General features: G+C 51.7%; 14 protein-coding genes and 1 pseudogene. 8 read left to right on the forward strand and 7 right to left on the reverse strand.

Annotated elements, in window-relative coordinates:
• Positions 1-17 precede the first annotated feature (17 nt).
• Both IEX02_RS06820 and IEX02_RS06825 read right to left on the reverse strand, forming a co-directional pair.
• On the reverse strand, positions 18-1,700 hold the full coding sequence (locus IEX02_RS06820) for a M20/M25/M40 family metallo-hydrolase (protein WP_188692222.1): 1,683 nt from the start codon (positions 1,698-1,700) through the stop codon (positions 18-20).
• Positions 1,701-1,830: 130 nt separating this feature from the next.
• The gene (locus IEX02_RS06825; RefSeq protein WP_188692224.1) at positions 1,831-2,637 is read right to left on the reverse strand and encodes a substrate-binding periplasmic protein; all 807 of its coding nucleotides are present in this window, start codon (positions 2,635-2,637) and stop codon (positions 1,831-1,833) included.
• Between the two features lie 177 nt (positions 2,638-2,814).
• On the opposite strand from IEX02_RS06825, the gene IEX02_RS06830 reads away from it, so the two are divergent.
• The 4 genes from IEX02_RS06830 (at position 2,815) to IEX02_RS06845 (ending at position 6,283) form a co-directional block, all read left to right on the forward strand.
• A complete protein-coding gene (locus IEX02_RS06830; RefSeq protein WP_188692230.1) occupies positions 2,815-3,774 on the forward strand; it encodes a DUF1835 domain-containing protein in 960 nt (319 codons plus the stop codon).
• 101 nt (positions 3,775-3,875) lie between these two features.
• A complete protein-coding gene (gene lepB, locus IEX02_RS06835) occupies positions 3,876-4,526 on the forward strand; it encodes a signal peptidase I (RefSeq protein ID WP_188692233.1) in 651 nt (216 codons plus the stop codon).
• 184 nt (positions 4,527-4,710) lie between these two features.
• Positions 4,711-5,187, forward strand: coding sequence for an HPP family protein (locus IEX02_RS06840; protein WP_229702128.1), 477 nt, complete (start codon positions 4,711-4,713; stop codon positions 5,185-5,187).
• Between the two features lie 184 nt (positions 5,188-5,371).
• Complete coding sequence (locus IEX02_RS06845) at positions 5,372-6,283, forward strand: sensor domain-containing diguanylate cyclase (protein ID WP_188692247.1); 912 nt, start codon at positions 5,372-5,374, stop codon at positions 6,281-6,283.
• Here IEX02_RS06845 and IEX02_RS20345 read toward each other — a convergent pair.
• Positions 6,255-7,073 carry a hypothetical protein gene (locus tag IEX02_RS20345; RefSeq protein ID WP_229702129.1) on the reverse strand — a complete coding sequence of 273 codons (819 nt, stop codon included), beginning with the start codon at positions 7,071-7,073 and terminating at the stop codon, positions 6,255-6,257. The two genes, IEX02_RS06845 and IEX02_RS20345, sit on opposite strands and share 29 nt — an antisense overlap.
• A gap of 152 nt (positions 7,074-7,225) precedes the next feature.
• Complete coding sequence (locus IEX02_RS06855; RefSeq protein ID WP_188692250.1) at positions 7,226-8,239, reverse strand: LysR family transcriptional regulator; 1,014 nt, start codon at positions 8,237-8,239, stop codon at positions 7,226-7,228.
• A gap of 134 nt (positions 8,240-8,373) precedes the next feature.
• Here IEX02_RS06855 and IEX02_RS06860 point away from each other — a divergent pair.
• The 4 genes and pseudogenes from IEX02_RS06860 (at position 8,374) to IEX02_RS06875 (ending at position 15,837) form a co-directional block, all read left to right on the forward strand.
• A pseudogene (locus tag IEX02_RS06860) lies at positions 8,374-9,615 on the forward strand (efflux RND transporter periplasmic adaptor subunit).
• Position 9,616: 1 nt separating this feature from the next.
• Positions 9,617-12,790: an efflux RND transporter permease subunit gene (locus tag IEX02_RS06865; RefSeq protein WP_188692253.1), complete on the forward strand. Its 3,174-nt coding sequence runs from the start codon at positions 9,617-9,619 to the stop codon at positions 12,788-12,790.
• Positions 12,783-14,195: an efflux transporter outer membrane subunit gene (locus tag IEX02_RS06870; RefSeq protein WP_188692256.1), complete on the forward strand. Its 1,413-nt coding sequence runs from the start codon at positions 12,783-12,785 to the stop codon at positions 14,193-14,195. The genes IEX02_RS06865 and IEX02_RS06870 overlap by 8 nt, the downstream gene beginning before the upstream one ends.
• A gap of 190 nt (positions 14,196-14,385) precedes the next feature.
• Positions 14,386-15,837 (forward strand): DUF3300 domain-containing protein, encoded by a 1,452-nt coding sequence (locus IEX02_RS06875; RefSeq protein ID WP_188692259.1) that lies wholly within the window; start codon positions 14,386-14,388, stop codon positions 15,835-15,837.
• A 75-nt stretch (positions 15,838-15,912) separates the two neighbouring features.
• Here the strand turns inward: IEX02_RS06875 and IEX02_RS06880 are convergent, their stop codons facing one another.
• The 3 genes from IEX02_RS06880 to IEX02_RS06890 form a co-directional block, all read right to left on the reverse strand.
• Positions 15,913-16,455 (reverse strand): CIA30 family protein, encoded by a 543-nt coding sequence (locus IEX02_RS06880; RefSeq protein ID WP_188692262.1) that lies wholly within the window; start codon positions 16,453-16,455, stop codon positions 15,913-15,915.
• 196 nt (positions 16,456-16,651) lie between these two features.
• Entirely contained in the window at positions 16,652-17,011 is a 360-nt protein-coding gene (locus IEX02_RS06885; RefSeq protein WP_188692265.1) for a hypothetical protein, read from the reverse strand.
• 33 nt (positions 17,012-17,044) lie between these two features.
• Positions 17,045-17,701: an epoxyqueuosine reductase QueH gene (locus IEX02_RS06890; RefSeq protein WP_188692268.1), complete on the reverse strand. Its 657-nt coding sequence runs from the start codon at positions 17,699-17,701 to the stop codon at positions 17,045-17,047.
• Between the last annotated feature and the right edge of the window lie 152 nt (positions 17,702-17,853).

Consider the following 17,853-nt stretch of genomic DNA (forward strand, 5'->3'; position numbering starts at 1 on the left):
ACGGCGGGGCGTTTAAATTAGATACCGTAGGCTTTGGTATCCAGGGCTTTACGTGCATCGCGCTCGCGAGTGCGACGTTCTTTCTCGGTTTCCAGCTTCTGGCGCTCTTGCTTCAGCTTGGACGGCGCGGCAGGAATAGGTTTGCGTGGCATACGCTCCTCGGCCATGGCTGCCTCAAACAGAAAACCGGCCATGATCACCGACGCCTGTTTAAGGTCGTCCTCAATTACATGATCAATGGAGTCAATATGGGTATGGTGCAACCTGGTGCTGTAATCCAGCGGATCCTGGATAAACTGGAAGCCCGGCAGGCCCACATCATCAAAAGATTCATGATCCGTACCGCCGGTAGACAGGTTAGAAATCGCGCCGGTACTCAAGTCCATGTATGGACCAAACCAGTCTGTAAACAAGGGTTTAACCGCTACGTTACCTTCGGTGTAGATACCGCGGAAACGGCCACTGCCGTTGTCCATATTGAAATACACCGACAGTTTGTCGTATGCCGGTTTGGTTTCAATCGGCCAACCGGGACTTTTCCACAAATAACGAGGCAACGCCCGCTCGACTTTATCTTTTGGTTCAGGACGGGTGGCGAACTGCTTTTCCACATAGGCTCGAGAGCCATGCAATCCCTGCTCTTCCCCTGACCACAGGGCGATACGTATGGTACGTTTAGGCTGTACATCCAGGGCTTTTAAAATACGTACCGCTTCCATGGCAACGGCCACACCAACACCGTTATCCACTGCGCCGTCGCTGGCATGCCAGGAGTCCAGGTGTCCCCCCACCATCACAACTTCGGGGTTGCTGTCCGTTCCAGGGATTTCAGCGATAGTGTTATAAGCATCCGTATGTTCATCGTGGAATCTGGCTTTGATATCCAGGGCCAGTTTGGGCGTTTCTTTACGATCTAACATACGTTGCAGCAGGCTATAATCTTCCTGCTCAATGATAATAGCGGGTACAGGGAAAGTGTCTCCAACCCTGTGGCTCTTACCAAACACCCTGACCAGACCACCCTGGCGGCTGGAGCGGTATATCACCCCCGCCACTTTTTCCTTGGCCAGGAAAGCTTCCAGTGCCTTGTTAAAGTTATAGCTCTGCAAGCGGGTGTCTTTACGGGCAGGCGTCATCCAACCTTCATGGCTGGCAGGACGGCTGGGATCAAACTCCTTCAGCTCACCCAGTTTTTTGCTGTCATGGCGCGCAAAGATAATAGTCTTAGGCTTACCAATTGGCGGCGGATCGCCCATCAGCAGGATCTTACCCTTAAGCTTGCCTTTATATTGCTGTAACTCCGCTTCGGTCACCGCGTCCAGCATCATCAACTCACCTTCAACTTTACCCTGTGTACCAGGGGTCCAGGCGACAGGAATACCGTGCAAAGACTCTTCACGGGGGGCGATCAAATGAATGCTGGCTGAGTCATGGGACCATCCGCGGCCAAAATCGAAAGGATCCAGATGGGCGTTTTCCAGGCCCCAGCTTTTTAACTGCTCCATGGTCCAGCGGTTTGCTTCATCCATCTGCGGAGAATTTGTGATTCTGGAGCCGATTTTATCGGTCAGGTGTTCTAGAGTGTGCATAACATGAGAGTTGTAAAAACCCTCACTGCGAATCTTATTGGCCATGTCCAAGTCCGCCGCACTCGCTGCGCCAACGGATAAACAGGCCAAGGGAAGAAGGAGTCGTTTCATTTGGGGTAATCCTTTAATTGTTATTCTAACCTCCTAGGCAGATTACCCAGATACCCCAATCAAGGCCATGCCGATTGCGACCAATGCCCCGGCTACAAGGCTCAACTCCGCCAGTGGTACGCGGAGGCCTTTAATTCTGCTTATCTATATCCGCTTCCAGCAGCTCTTCCAGCTCCAGCTCAAATGGGTTCATCAACCCTTCGACGCCCCACTTCATCAACAATGCACGCCATTGTGGATCCGCTTTTTCCGCACGGATAAATGCATTGATCGCACTCAATACATCCTGATTATCGACGCTGGCTAACACATGGCGAGAATAGGCATCATGGGGCTCCTCTGCCACATAAAGTAAAGCTGCGTTCAACCCATTGCCTTGCCAGTAACAAAAGGCTGAGCGCTGCATAATAAACGCATCAATTTGTTTATTTAACAAGCGCTGATAATTCTGGTAATCATCGACAGCGTCTTGGCGGGTCAGCTTCTCTTGCGCCACCAATTCATTTATTCCCCGGTAATAAAAGCCCTGCCGCCCACCAAGCCTGAGCCCAGTCAAATCGGTGGGGTGATGGTACTCAACAGGGTTATCAACCCGGCTGACCAGTATATCGGCATCCCAGAATATCGCCTCAGACGCCAGCAAAGCAGGATCTTTGCTCTGGAAGAACAGCGGGTTGGCCCATAAAACCAAATAAGACTGGCCAGACTCTATAAGCCCATTGAGCTGCGCTCGCGCAATGTGTTTGACCTGTAAGTGTACTTCAGACTGAAATTGGTTGAAGCGCGTTACCCAAGCACGACTGAGATCCGTGGGCTGTTCAGGCAGGTAGAAAGGCGGGTCGGCATGGTAGGTATAAATGACGCGCTGAGCCGGGCCCGCCGCCCAAACCTGAAAACCAGCGATGGCCATGCATAAATAAACCAGATATCGGGTCACCCAAACCTCTATCAACCAAGCAAGTCGCCGCATTATCATCATAGCCAGTTTGATACCGAATGACAGAACTGCATTCAGGCTTTTGCAGCAAAAAATCGCGCCATCACGATTTATGCTTGAGATGCGCCATTCCCTTTCCTACCCTGTAAGCTAAGCCTGCGCTAATCGTACAATCCCATGACGACCTTAGATACCCCAAAAACTCTGCATATTCGCTGTGGTCTTGATATACAACGAAACCTGCAAGAAGCGGGCTTTATTGGCGATTTCCTGGAATTTTCCGATCCCTTTTGCCAGGGGCCGGTACTGGATCTGCCAGGCCTTGAATGGCTAACCGCCCGCAGCCAGTTTATTTCCCAGCACTATGACATGCCTCTGGCCGATGTAGAACAGCGCCAACAATTGGCTTATAAACGCTTATCAACCGCCCATCAATATGAGCATGTGGTGTTATGGTTTGAGCATGATAATTATGACCAGTTGATCCTGGCTTATGTGCTGACCCGTTTGGCCGCTGCCAATCTGGCTGAGCGCTTGCAGCTTATCTGCATTTCGGACTTCCCCGGCATTGCTCATTTCAGCGGTTTAGGCCAGCTCTCCCCTGAGCAATTAATTTATTTGTATAAACAGCAACGCTTTGAGGTCAGCCCAGCTCAGTACCAAGATGCAAAACGCACCTGGCATGCCTTTCAGCAAGGTGAGGTGGCTGAACTGAATGCCATCATAAAACAAGGCACACCGGCAATTGAACCTATGGCTAAGGCATTAAAGCGGCAACTTCAAGAGCTGCCTTGGACAGATTGTGGCGCGGGACTAACACTACAGCTAGTACTACAAGTTTTACAAGATAAAGGCGCTCGCACAGCCGGTCAGCTGTTTCACGAGTTGAACTTAGTGCTGGAGCCCCTCCCCCATCTGGGAGATTTGATGTTTTGGGCATTGCTTAAACATCAGGCCAGTGAAGGGCTTATTCAGATTCAGCCTTCAGGCCCTGATTGGTCCCAACACCTGGTCAGTCTGCCAAGTATGTCACAGTTGCAGATAACCAACAGTTGGTGGGTTGGTCCGTTTGATATTAGTCGCCAGGACTGCCCGCGCTGGGATCCTGTCAGCGGACAAGTGGTGGCCACGGGTTAAAGCCAAAGTTTGCGTTTTGTTACACTTAACTTGTTCCACAGGGGGAATTTCCCGCCCATTTATGTTTCAAATTAACGACGCAACCACAACTGGAAGTTCTTATGCATAAAACCCTTAGCAAGCTGCTAAAAGATAACAAAGGGCTGCTCGTCTTTATCGCCCTGATGCTGATATTCCGAAGTGCCGTGGCAGATTGGAATGATGTCCCTACCGGCTCCATGAAGCCCACCATTCTTGAAGGTGACCGTATTCTGGTAAATAAACTGGCTTACGATGTCCGCCTGCCGTTTAGCCAGATATCCTTGAAAAGGCTGGCCGATCCAGCCCGTGGCGACATTATCGTATTTGAATCAGCCAAAGCCGGTAACCAGTTGGTGAAACGAGTGGTCGGCATTCCCGGCGATATCGTTGAAATGCGCAACAACAGGTTATTAATTAACGGACAGGCGCTAGACTACGTGGCGCTGCACAGCACCGACCAGGGCGAAGATTTAATTGAAAATTTAACCGGTGTGCAGCACAGCGTGCGCATTAAACCTGGCCCACAACCCCTGGCTAACTTTCCTCCCGTAACGGTTCCCGATGAAGCCTATCTGGCGCTGGGTGATAACCGCGACAACAGCGCCGATTCAAGAGTTATAGGTTTTGTTCCTCGTCACGAAATTCGGGGCCGAGCCCATCATGTGCTGTTCAGCTTGAACTACGGCAATTATTTTCTGCCCCGCACCAACCGTTTTTACCACCCGATTTAGCCATCTTACATGCGGCACTGCTAAACAGTGCCTTCTTCCCCTTTCCCCCTATTCAAGCAAGTTTTAATGTCGTCAGCCAATCAAGCGCAATAGTACTTTTCTTGTTCCCGAGTTTTAAATTGACAAAAATACACAGACCTGTCTACCATAAATATACACAGAACTGTCTACCCAGAGGTAATCATTGAAACACGCTCGCTTATTGTTCTCTCATCCCGCTCTGCTTGCCGGTATTGGGGCAACCCTTTGCACCCTGTTGCTCACCCATTTGGATGAGTGGCAACACGAGGTATGGCTGATGGCCCCCTTTGGCGCCACTATGGTGATTTTATTCGGCCTGCCAGCCAGTCCGCTTGCCCAGCCTAAAAATATCATCATCGGCCATTTACTCACGACCTTGGTAGGTCTTGCTGTACTGCACACTTGGGGACTTACTCCCCTGAGCCTGAGCGTGGCAGTTGGTCTGGCCATTAGCCTGATGCTACTGACCAAAACCACCCACCCACCAGCTGGCGCCAATCCACTGGTAGTTATGCTTACCGCCCAGGATTGGCCCTTCCTGTTTGCTCCCGTGCTCACCGGTGCATTGTTAATCACCTTAAGCGGCTGGCTATATCACAAATGGGTCAGCGGTCAGCCTTATCCGGTTCGGCAACGTTAACCGCATTTGGGATTGGGCTAACTTTCTAGCATAGAATTTGTTCAATCCCAGTTCATAACCAGGGGACAGATGCCATGTCCCCTGGCGAGCAACACCAATAGATGCAGATCAAAAAACCATCAACCTCCCAAGGGTAAGATCGCTGCAACAGAATTAACATGATTAAAAACCCCGGGATGTCAGCATGTTGGATCCAACCCTGTCGCTTAGTACTCTGCTGAATGCCATGCCAGATGCAACACTAGTAGTCGATGGGCAAGGCAAAATTGTTATGTGCAACCGCCAGTTGGAACATATGTTCGGCTATCCGCACGAATCCTTACTTAACGAGCCTATTCATGCACTGATCCCCGAGGAATACCGCCATGCACATGCCAGGCACTTACAGGAATACATGCACTACCCCAGACGCCGCATGATGGGCTCGGTGATGACCTTGTACGGTCAACATCTTAATGGTCACACCTTTCCTGTTGATATCATGCTCAGCCCCCTGCAGTTGGAAGAGCACAAGCTGGTCATCTGTTCTGTGCGTGAAATGCGCGAGGTAAAACAAATGCAGGACGCCCTAACCGAAGCTCTGCGCCGTGAACGACAATTAGCACGCAGCGATCCGCTGACCCACTGCGCTAATCGTCGTGCATTCGCCGAATTAACAGAATATGAAATAGAGCGCTGTCGTCGTTATCAACGTCCCTTTACCCTGGCATTTTTGGCACTGGGTAATTTCAAACAAGTCAATGTACGCCATGGCCATATTGCCGGCGATCAACTGCTACAGCGTATTGCCACATTACTGCAAGGTAGCGTCCGCAGCAGTGATACGGTAGCCAGAATCGACGGCGATGAATTTGCCTTGTTACTACCGGAAGCGCCCATGGAGATTGCCCAAAGCATTCTCGACCGCCTGCACGCTCAACTGGTTGATGAACTGAACAGCCAGTTCAGCCAGGTTTCGCCCAGCATGGCGGTCTTGGTTTGCCAGCAGCCACCCGAACATCTGGATTTTTTACTCAAAGCCTTAGATAGCCAGATGAACGAACTTAGCCAACAGCATAAAGGCATGCTCAGTTACCGCTGCTATCCTCAGCAATAAACCACTGTTGGAAAAACTGCTTGGCGGGCGTGTTTTCAAATTCTTGATACAGCGGGACGAATAGGGGCTTCTCCAGCAGGGCATCCCAGGAGTTCAGCACTTGCTCAAGATTATGGTCCGTCATACGGCAACATTGCTGATAACGCGCCACTAACTGGGTTAAGGACTTACCATAGTCCTGCTGTAACTGACGGTCAGCGACAACAAAAAACCAGGCACTGCCCCAATAGGCGGCCGGATAACGGCCATTTTTCATTAGCCTGCGTGCCACAGCGGCAGCACTGTATTCGCTGTTGTACCAACGAACCTGTGGCGCGATTTTGCCCTGATAAGCCTCAGCCGGACTCATATCCAACAGGTTTACCCCGGCCATAATCTGGTATTGCATAAAACTGGCAAAGCCCTCAGCAAACCAGCTATTCCAGCTGCCAAGATACGGAATAGCAAGATGACTTAGCTCATGGTAGGCCGTCCAGTCGTCGATAAAGCGTTGCTGAGGAAAACGGGCGTCCACATAAAAGTGCACCCGTTGCGGCCCCTCTCGCCAGGTATTTGCCCAAGGCACAGGTTGAGAGGCTTTGCGGGGATGCAGCACTAATTGCATATCAAAGGGATAGGGCCCCAGGGTGTTTTGCGTAGCACTGACGGCATAAGATAACCATGCCCTGAGCTTGGTTTGCTGCTCGTTGTCGAAGGCCTGCAAACCTTTGACCTGATAACCGGCGGACTGATCAGCCAGCGCCTGTGCCGTCGACAGGAAAACCAACCAGAAAACCCAAATTAAGCGCATAGAAACCAATATAGGATGTAACATCATCTAATAGTGGCAGGCATCAATCAGACAACAAGCCCTGTCATCGCCCAACTGCCGCCATTAGTCTTATCAGCACGCCCCGTGACCAGAAGGGGCTAATATCTCCGCATCAAAGGCAAAAACAGTCCCTAGGCACCATGTGTATCCAGCAGTTTACTCTTGTCACAGTTTGCCAGCATCTTAGCCATGGCGTCTGGACAGTACCCCTTACGACAACAACGGGCCAGATCGGCAAAATGCTGGTTGGCACGCTTACGCAACAACTCGCCTATGACGCCACGTAACCACATCAATCCCTGATCGCCATCCTGTCGCTTGTGCCACAACATACCTAACTGTGTGGGCGGTAACTCTATAGGTGTTTCATACACCGCAAGCTCACCACTAAAGATTTCTTTCTCCACCGCCATGGACGGCACCACACAAATCAGATTGCTCTCTTTGAGTAGCGGTGCCACCGCGGAAAAATGATTAACCGACATGGCAACCCGTCTTTTCATACCTAATTGCAGCAGCGCCACATCGGTGATTCCCGTGGTATCTCCCGACATGGATACCAAAAGGTGCTCCGCCCGGATAAAGTCCTCCAGACTCAACTCCTCGCCCGCCAACGGATGGCCTGGGCGCATGGCACACACATAACGGGGGGTAAACAGGTACTCACTGCGGATCACGCTGGACACAACGGTCTGGCCTGCCGCAATCATGTCCACCTCAGCATCATTGAGGGCTTTCTCGTTATTCACTATGGTATTGGGAATAGCGTGAATATTGATATTGGGTGCATGCTGCTCGATATAGCGACGAAGCGAGGCCCAAACCATGCTGACCGTCACATCAGAGATCACCAGACGAAAGCTGCGCTTGGCGGTAGCGGGATCGAAAGAGGTGGGATCAACCGCATCTTCCAGTTGCCGAAGCGGATCTCGGATCTGACTCCACAGATTTTGAGCAAACACCGTGGGCTGGATTCCGCGTCCATCCTTAACAAACAACTCATCTTTCCAGGCGCTGCGCATTCTGGACAAGGCATTGGATACCGCTGGTTGAGTCATGGCAAGTCGGTCAGCCGCCCGGGTAATGGCGCCTTCCGTCATGATGGCGTCAAAAATCATCAGTAAATTAAGGTCTTGATGTCGCATTATATGCTCCCATCCCATCTTGCCCTGCATGATACATCAAACTTCATGATATGTATCATTCAAAATTATAATTTTTTTTATAACAAATGAGCTCCCATACTTGCCGGCGTAATAAATGGCTTATGGAGAGACACATGCCCACTAAACACATTTTCGCAGTTGCCTTATTGGCAGGCGCAGTCAGCCTGCTCAGCGCCTGCGGATCCGAACCAAGCACAGCACCACAAATGCACGCCCCGCAAGTATCCGTTGCCCCGGTTATCAGCCAGCGCATTACCGAATGGGACGAGTTCACTGGCCGCCTGGAGGCACCACAAACCGTGGAGCTGCGCCCCAGAGTATCAGGTTACATCGACATGGTGGCCTTTGAGTAGGGGGCTCTGGTTAAGGCCGGTGACCCTTTATTCTTTATTGATAATCAGCCTTTTAAAGCCGAAGTCAGGCGTTTAGAAGGTGAGCTTGAACAAGCCCAGAGCCAGGCCGAGCTGGCAAAGAGTGAATACGCTCGCGCGCAGAAATTGGCTGCACAATCGGCAATATCAGAGGAGATACTGGATAATCGCCGTGCTCAACTGCAGCAAGCCAATGCCCGGATTCATTCGGTGGCCGCCGCCCTGGATGTTGCCCGATTAAATCGTGGTTACACCCGGGTAGAGGCCCCCATTTCCGGCCGAGTATCCCGCGCCTTAATCACTAAGGGCAACTACGTTAATGCCGGTCAAAGCCTGCTGACGACTATTGTCTCCACCGACAAGGTATACGCCTACTTTGACGCCGATGAACAGACGTACCTGCACTACCTGAAACTGGCTAAGGAAGGCAGCCGTGCCAGTGCCCGGGATACCGAGCATCCGGTGTTTATGGGATTAGCCAGTGACAGCGGTCACCCCCATGCCGGTGTGGTGAACTTTATGGATAATCAGATTAACCCTGCCACCGGCACGATCCGTGCCCGCGCCGTTTTTAACAATGATGAAGGCCAGTTTTTGCCTGGCTTGTTTGCCCGTATCAAACTCACAGGCAGCGCCAGCTATAAAGGTATTTTGATTGAGGACAAGGCCATAGGCACAGACCTTAGTAACAGGTTTGTATTGGTGCTGGATGACGCCAATCAGGTGCAATACCGGGCCGTCGAATTAGGCGAGAAACTGCAAGGTCTGCGCATTATCAAATCCGGCTTAACCGCCAGCGATAAAATTGTCGTCAATGGCCTGCAACGGGTACGCCCCGGTAGTGAGGTTAACCCGCAGCTGGTAAATATGACCAGTACGCAAAAGCTTGAACAATTACAAGCCATGCAAGCGCGTCTGGACGCACACTTTCCCGACACTCAACTGGCCTGGCAGTCGCGTCTGACCAGCGAGTTCGGAGGCTAAGATGAACTTTTCCCAGTTCTTTATCCAGCGTCCTATCTTTGCCGGTGTACTGTCGCTAATGATCTTTATCGCCGGTGCCCTGGCGGTTTGGAAGCTGCCTATTACCGAATACCCGGAAGTGGTGCCCCCCACTGTGGTAGTGACAGCCAATTACCCTGGTGCCAATCCAAAAGTGATTGCCGAGACGGTCGCTTCACCATTGGAGCAAGAGATTAACGGCGTGGAAGATATGCTGTATATGTCCTCCTCAGCCACCTCCGATGGACGTATGACCCTCACTATCACCTTTGCCATAGGTACCGACCCGGACGATGCCACAACCTTAGTGCAAAACCGGGTCAACCGGGCCATACCGCGCTTACCACAGGAAGTGCAGCGCCTGGGTGTAGTCACGGAAAAATCCTCACCAGATCTGACCATGGTGGTGCACCTGATCTCCCCGGATGAACGATACGATATGCTGTATCTGTCCAACTATGCCCACCAAAACGTCAAGGACGAACTGGCGCGTATCGAAGGCGTGGGCAGCACACAACAGTGGGGCGCAGGCGAGTTCAGTATGCGGGTGTGGCTGGATCCAGAGAAAGTCGCCGCCCTGAACCTTAATCCCGGTGATGTGGTAGCCGCAATTCGCGCACAGAACCAGCAGGCCGCAGCAGGCAGCCTTGGCGCACAGCCAGCCGGTGACAGCGACTTTCAATTGCTGATCAATGTCAAAGGCCGTCTGGCAGATGAAGAAGAGTTTGCCAATATCATCGTTAAGGTTGGCGAAGATGGCCAAATATCCCGTATTCGTGATGTAGGCCGGGTGGAGCTGGGTTCAAGTTTCTACGCCCTGCGCTCGCTACTGAACAACCAGCCGGCAGTGGCCATCGGGGTGTTCCAGGCCCCTGGTTCCAACGCCATCCAGATTTCAGATGATGTGCGGGCCACCATGGCTGAGCTTAAAAAGACCTTCCCGCAAGGCGTGGACTACCGGATTGTCTATGACCCCACCGTTTTTGTGCGCGGCTCTATTAAAGCCGTAATCAACACCCTGCTAGAGGCCGTCTTGTTGGTAGTGTTAGTGGTAGTGCTATTTTTGCAAACCTGGCGTGCGTCCATTATTCCTCTGGTGGCCGTACCTATCTCACTGGTGGGCACCTTTGCCATTATGCATCTGATGGGTTTTTCCTTAAATGCGCTGTCGCTGTTTGGTCTGGTACTTGCCATAGGCATTGTGGTGGATGACGCCATAGTCGTAGTGGAAAACGTTGAGCGCAACATTCAGGATGGGCTAAGCCCGGTTGAAGCCACCAAACAAGCCATGCGTGAGGTAACTGGGCCTATTGTGGCCACTACCCTGGTACTGGCCGCGGTGTTTATTCCTACCGCCTTTATGTCCGGGCTGACCGGTCAGTTTTACAAGCAATTTGCGCTAACCATCACCATCTCAACCGTTATTTCGGCTTTTAACTCGCTGACCTTAAGTCCAGCGCTGTCGGCGCTACTACTGAAAAGCCACAATGCCCCTAAAGATTGGCTGACCAGGGGGATGGATAAGGCCTTTGGTAGCTGGTTGTTTAACCCATTCAACCGTTTATTTGAACGCGGCGCTAAAAGTTACACCCAAGGCGTAAGCAAACTGGTGCGTATGAGTGGCATTATTCTGGTGTTATACGCTGGCCTGATGGCACTGACCTATCAGCAGTTCTCGAGCACCCCAACAGGGTATGTACCGGGACAGGACAAAATGTATCTGGTTTCTTTTGCCCAGCTCCCCGATGCAGCTTCGCTGGACAGAACCGAAGCAGTGATTCGTGAAATGTCAGACATTATGCTTAAACACCCTGGTGTGGCGAATGCGGTGGCCTTTCCAGGCCTGAATATTAACGGCTTTACCAACAGTCCCAGCAGCGGCATTGTCTTTGCTGCACTGAAACCTTTTGACGAGCGGACCAGCCCTGAACTTTCTGCCGGTGCCATTGCTGCTCAATTAAATCAGCAGTTTGGTGCTATTCAGGGTGCCTTTATTGCTATCTTCCCCCCGCCACCAGTACAGGGGCTGGGTACGATTGGCGGCTTCAGGTTGCAAATTCAGGATAGAGCCAGTCTGGGTTATGAAGAGCTGTACCGGATCACTCAGGAAGTCATAGGCAAAGCCTGGGCCGCCCCCGAGCTAACAGGTAACTTTACCAGCTTCCAGGTTAACGTACCGCAACTGGATATTAACTTGGATCGCACCAAGGCCATGAGCCAGGGTGTGGATATGAATAGCCTGTTCCAGACCATGCAAGCCTATCTGGGATCGGTTTACGTCAACGACTTCAACCAATTTGGTCGAACTTATCAGGTTAATGTGCAGGCCGACGAGCGCTTCCGTCAGGAGCCTGAACAAATAAGCCAACTCAAGGTGCGTAATCAGGACGGCCATATGATCCCGCTGGGCTCATTTTTAAACGCCCAGCATAGCGCCGGGCCGGATCGGGTCATGCACTACAACGCCTACCCAACTGCCGAAGTTAATGGTGCTCCCGCACCAGGCTACAGTTCAGGCCAGGCTAAGGCGGCCATTGAGCGCATCCTGAACGAAACGCTGCCACTGGGCATGAGCTATGAATGGACCGAACTGACCTATCAGCAGATCCTTGCTGGTAATACCGCCATGTTGGTCTTTCCGCTCGTGGTGCTGTTAGTATTCCTGGTGCTGGCGGCTCAGTATGAAAGCCTGACATTACCGCTGGCGATCATTCTGATTGTACCTATGACGCTGCTGTCGGCCATGACCGGGGTCATCATCTACGGGGGTGATAACAACATCTTCACTCAGATAGGCTTTATTGTGCTGGTAGGGCTGGCGACCAAAAACGCTATATTGATTGTCGAGTTTGCCAAAGAACTGGAGGACAAAGGTCTGAGCACTCTGGATGCCATCAAGGAAGCCAGCCGCCTGCGTCTGCGCCCCATTCTGATGACGTCCATCGCCTTTATTATGGGGGTGGTGCCTATGGTATTGTCATCCGGTGCCGGTGCAGAAATGCGCCAGGCCATGGGTGTGGCAGTATTCTCCGGCATGATTGGGGTAACCATATTTGGCTTGATTCTGACCCCGGTGTTCTATCACTTGTTGAGAAAACGCAAGGCGAAAAAACAAGCCCAGCATGATGCCATGCAGGGAGCTCTGGCCCATGACTAAATTTATCCAAATACCATTGGCCGCTTTGACTGTGGCAGTGCTCAGCGCTTGTGCAGTTGGGCCGGATTACCAGGCCCCTGAGTTAAAGGCCAACGAACTAACCAACCTGACTGCCGCTGTGCCTTCAGGGGGGAGTCAGGAGCCACTTTGGTGGCGCCAGTTTGATGACCCTCAACTTAATCAGCTGATTGAAGCGACCCTGCAAAACAATCCGTCCCTGGCTGTGGCAAGGGCCAATGTAGATGCCGCGTATGCGCAATTTATGGATATCAGTAATGATATTCTGCCGCACGGCGATATACAGGCGCTTCATCAGGCGCAAAACCAGCGAGTGCCAGGTATGGGCGATGCGCGAATACACAGCCGTTCTGCCCGTTTAGGCGTGAACCTGAATTGGACACTGGATTTGTTTGGCAAACTGCGCCGCGCAACCGAAGCGGCCGAGGCGGATGCTCAGGCCAGCGAGCAAGCCTGGCAGGATGTTCGTGTCAGTTTGCTGGCCGAGGTAGCCAACCAATATGCCACGAGTCAGGCCCTGAGTAGTCGCATTGAGGTTGCCAAACAAAACCTGCACAGCCTGACAAAAACCCGCGTCATTATTCAGGCCAGGCTAGACTCCGGCTATGCCTCGCAACTGGATTTGTTGCGAATGGATGCGCAGTTAAAAGGAGTGGAAGCCAACATTCCCATGCTGGAGGCGCAGCGTCTTCGCAGCCGTAATGCCCTGCTTGCCCTGGCGGGCGGCAGCCAACAACTGCCCGATTGGCAATGGCAGGACAGAGCCTTACCAAGGCTTTCACACCCCGTAGCCATTAACCAGCCCGACAGACTGTTACAGGCGCGTCCGGATGTAAAACAAGCTGAGCGCCAATTGGCCGCTGCCACGGCGCGTATCGGCGTTGCAACGGCAGCTCGCTATCCAGAGTTGTCGGTGAATGGCTTTCTGGGCTTTCTATCCTTAGGCGGTACTCACTTTGACAGCCAGACCCGGGCTTGGAGCCTGGCCCCCAGCCTGAGCTTGCCTGTCTTGGATTTGTCCTCAGTGGAAGCGCAAATTGATGTGGCAAATGCCAGACAGCGGGCAGCGCTGGCCAACCTTCAGCACAACTGGTTGAGCGCCGTGGCAGACGCACAATCAGCCCTGACGGATTACAGTCACAGTCAGCAGCAAAGTCATTTGTTAGAAGCCCAGGTCGATGCCAGTCAGCAAGCCCTGCAACTGGCGCAGTGGCAGTATGACGCCGGCGCCATTGAACTGCTGGATCTTTTGGACAGCCAGCGCACCTTACTGGCCGCCCGTGACAACCTGGTTCAGGCCCAACACCGAACCTTTAGTGCGCTAACCGGGGTATACACCGCCTTTGGCGGCAGCTTAGCCCAACCTGAGCTACTGGCCAGTCACTAACCCTTTCCCCTTTTGAGGCACCCGGTGGCAACCGTCCCTCCAAGCCAAACGCCGGGCTGCCTCATTTTTACCTCACCGCCTAAGTTTAAGCCTGATTCAGTTAAGGTTAAGGGCATGGGGCCTATAACCCTAAAATAGGTTGAGCTTCTGCACATATTTAAGCAGACAGGTTTACTAAAGGAGGCACACCATGCTTACCCTACCTTACTGGAAAGCACATTTACGGCTGCTGGCATTGCTGTTGCTGGGATTTTCCCTGGTTTCCATTAACAGCGTTTCGGCACAGGAAGTCACAGTAGTCGAGGAAGAAGAAGCACTGGATGTGGAAGAGCTGGATGCCTTGTTAGCCCCCGTCGCGCTTTATCCGGATACCTTGCTGTCACATATTTTGATAGCCGCCAGCTATCCCTTGGAAGTGGTGGAAGCCGCACGCTGGCGGGAGAAAAACGCCGACCTGGATGCCGAAGACGTGCTCAAAGCCAGTGAAAGCAAAGATTGGGATCCCAGCATCAAGGCGCTGTTGCCTTTTTCGGATTTATTGCGCCGCATGAGCGAGGATCTAGACTGGACCCAGGATCTCGGTGAAGCCAATCTGGCTGACGAAGAGCAGGTATTAGCACGTATCCAGCATCTGCGCCGCCAGGCTTACAGTGAGGGTAACCTGTCCAGTAATGAGCATGTGGTGGTGGAAGAAGAGCCAGAAGTCATACGTATCGAAACGGTCAAACGCGAAGTGGTTTATGTGCCTTACTATGACAGCCGCTCTGTGTATGGTGACTGGTGGTGGCATCGCCCACCTGTGTATTGGCCATCGAGCGGATTATCTGTCGGCATTGATTGGGGACATAGTGTATGGGTGCGCCCTACTTTCTATTTCAGTGCCTTTCACTGGCACAACAGCCATATTGTGGTGAACTACGACTATTACCGCAGCCGCCACTACAATTACCCCAGCCATTATTGGTACCGCTACGATGCCAAACGCTGGCACCATAATATCCACCACAGACGCGGGGTGCGCTATCACAAGCCACGTGCCTACAGACAAGTGACGTACAACCGCGAAAGTGGTCTTGCTGGTGGCACTGTGCATGTCAACCGGGTAAAACATGCGCCGAGGCTCAAATCTGTTGAGCGACGCACCCATAACAGGGACGTCCAGCACCTGCGTCAGACAAAGCCGCGCAAAGAGATCATTCGCCACACAGATAAGCCACTAGTCAGCCGCTCACATCAAGGTCTGGCCCCAAAAAGAGATATAGACAAAGCCAGACGACAAGTAGACCGCAGCTCGCCTCGGGCTCACAACCCCGCCTCGGCTGTCGAGCACAAACCACTGCGCACAGAGCCTGTAGTGCGTAGCCAGGAAAAAAGTCTGCGGCACCAACGCGCCCCTGAACAGCGTAGGGATAAAAACACTTATCGCACCCAAACCAGAAACGCCAATGGCTTTAGCGCATCGACCGAAACCCGCAGGCACAGCTACCAGCAACAAAGTAAGCCGGCTCGCCAAATAAATCAGCAACAAAATCGGGCCAAGGCGGAACGCAGGCAATCCAGCCATCGCGAACGGGTCAAACAGAGCCGTAGCCGAGAGTCAGTGAAACACAACGGCCGCGAACGACATAATCAACGGGATTAACAGCCCGAACCGGGCGCCGGGATCCGCTGTCGCCCGGCGCTCACTTTCAGACAGCACGCCTCAGGGCAGACCGATTTACTGCAGCTCAACGGCTTTTATTTTTATCCACGCTTCGCCGCCCTCTTCATCGGTAAGATCTGGCACAAAGTAAAGAGCGGAAACACTGTCTTTAACAATGCCTTTGTCTGCTGACCAAGCGGGTGTCCAATCTGGTCTGCTGAAGTCTTCGAGCTTAACGCTAAGGGTTTGCCAATCTGGGGTACTAGGCAACAATGTTTGATAATGAGCGTAACTTTTGTCCCCGTCCCCGCCGTATTCCTTTTGAGAAAGCTTAATCACCAGCGGTTTATCGCTTTGATAGGTAAGCTTAAGGCTGTCTACGCCCTGTAGCGATTGATTGGGTAGGTCGTAAATCAACTCCACCCAAGAATTATTCTGCGCGTCGACACGGGGAACGCGAACAAAGGAAATCGCGACTTCATCTTGTTTGACTAAGGGAGGACTATAGCTGGCCGTACTGCCATGAGGGTCGGTAGCATAGCGCCAATCGGCCGGGTTGAGTTCGCCGTGCGCATAAACGCTGGTTAACAATACTGCTACTAGTACTTTGAGCTTCATAGGTCATTTCCTTATTTTTGGTCGGCTTTGGTCGCTTACTTGCCGCTATCCAATGATTCCAATTAAATAATCAGCATCCTTGAATGCTTTGTTTTAACTTAAAAAAAAGTCCAACTTCAAGCGCTCATAGCACTTAAACAACCTCACTGACAAAGCGTCAATATAGAAAGGTCGCAGAACTAAAGCCGGTTGAAACTCAGGCATTTTCCCGGCTATTGATGTAGTACAAGTAAGCCAGTCCAACAGGCGCAATAAAGAGCGCCAGCCCCCAGCATATCAACATGGTGAACAACTTAACGATAAGCATCAGTAAGGCATTAACAAAGAAGACGTTTTTACCCAGAATGTAATCAATCAGGCTTTCGTAGACGAATCTGGAATAAGGATACAAAAGCGTATTCACCACAAAAAAGGCGATTTGATCAGCCCTCACCGGGTTGTCCGAATTTAGCATGGCATAGAAGGGCAAAATCAGAAAAAGTGAGCCGAATAGCAAATGGCGCAGATAAACCTGCTTATCCATACCCGCAAATGTTTTTTGAATAAATTGATTCATCAATCCTCCTTGATGTTAAAGAAACGCAGCCTGTTAACCATAATATTGAACGCCAATTTGAATCCGTTCACGCCCCTGCTCGCGGCGGTGACGGTTAGTATCACGTAGCGAGTAAACACAGCCGCAATATTCTTGCTGATAAAACTGTTCACGCTTGCTGATTTCGATCATACGCTGACTGCCGCCAAGCTTGCGCCAGTTGTAATCCCAATATGTGAGGCCGCTGTAATGGGCTGCCGCGCGATGACCACAATCATTAATCTGCTGCATATCCTTCCAACGGGAAATACCCAGCGAGCTGCTGATCATGCTGTAATTATGTTCATGAGCATAAAGCGCGGTGCGTTCAAAGCGCATATCAAAGCACATAGTACAGCGAATGCCGCGCTCAGGTTCAAACTCCATGCCTTTAGCGCGGGCAAACCAGTTATCGGTGTCATAATCGGCATCAATAAAAGGCACGTTATGCTTTTCGGCAAAGCGGATATTTTCTTCCTTGCGGATCTCGTATTCCTTGGCCGGATGGATATTTGGGTTATAGAAAAAAACCGCGTACTCAACGCCACTGGCATGAATGGCTTCCATGACCTCCCCTGAACAAGGGGCACAGCAGGAGTGAAGTAATAAACGCTCTTTTTTGGGATCAAAACCATCGGGCAATGGTAACGGCGTCCGTTTAAGTTCAGTCATACACATCTCCTCCCTGATAATTTCCTTTACCAACACTGGCTGCGCTCGGTCATCAGTCCATGTGTTGGATACAGCAGGCGCACACCTTATAACCAACACAAGGTTTTGTTAAGTTTGATATCAATTAAAGCGCCATTTTTTTGCTTTTATCT

Source organism: Bowmanella pacifica (genome assembly GCF_014645355.1).
In the GTDB taxonomy this organism is placed as follows: Bacteria; Pseudomonadota; Gammaproteobacteria; order Enterobacterales; family Alteromonadaceae; genus Bowmanella; species Bowmanella pacifica.

Excerpts from the sequence above, each read along its gene's own strand:
- IEX02_RS06820 (WP_188692222.1), bottom strand. The coding sequence starts at position 1,700 with ATGAAACGACTCCTTCTTCCCTTGGCCTGTTTATCCGTTGGCGCAGCG.
- IEX02_RS06830 (WP_188692230.1), top strand. The coding sequence starts at position 2,815 with ATGACGACCTTAGATACCCCAAAAACTCTGCATATTCGCTGTGGTCTT.
- lepB (WP_188692233.1), top strand. The coding sequence starts at position 3,876 with ATGCATAAAACCCTTAGCAAGCTGCTAAAAGATAACAAAGGGCTGCTC.
- IEX02_RS06845 (WP_188692247.1), top strand. The coding sequence starts at position 5,372 with ATGTTGGATCCAACCCTGTCGCTTAGTACTCTGCTGAATGCCATGCCA.
- IEX02_RS20345 (WP_229702129.1), bottom strand. The coding sequence starts at position 7,073 with ATGCGCTTAATTTGGGTTTTCTGGTTGGTTTTCCTGTCGACGGCACAG.
- IEX02_RS06855 (WP_188692250.1), bottom strand. The coding sequence starts at position 8,239 with ATGCGACATCAAGACCTTAATTTACTGATGATTTTTGACGCCATCATG.
- IEX02_RS06865 (WP_188692253.1), top strand. The coding sequence starts at position 9,617 with ATGAACTTTTCCCAGTTCTTTATCCAGCGTCCTATCTTTGCCGGTGTA.
- IEX02_RS06870 (WP_188692256.1), top strand. The coding sequence starts at position 12,783 with ATGACTAAATTTATCCAAATACCATTGGCCGCTTTGACTGTGGCAGTG.
- IEX02_RS06875 (WP_188692259.1), top strand. The coding sequence starts at position 14,386 with ATGCTTACCCTACCTTACTGGAAAGCACATTTACGGCTGCTGGCATTG.
- IEX02_RS06880 (WP_188692262.1), bottom strand. The coding sequence starts at position 16,455 with ATGAAGCTCAAAGTACTAGTAGCAGTATTGTTAACCAGCGTTTATGCG.
- IEX02_RS06885 (WP_188692265.1), bottom strand. The coding sequence starts at position 17,011 with ATGAATCAATTTATTCAAAAAACATTTGCGGGTATGGATAAGCAGGTT.
- IEX02_RS06890 (WP_188692268.1), bottom strand. The coding sequence starts at position 17,701 with ATGACTGAACTTAAACGGACGCCGTTACCATTGCCCGATGGTTTTGAT.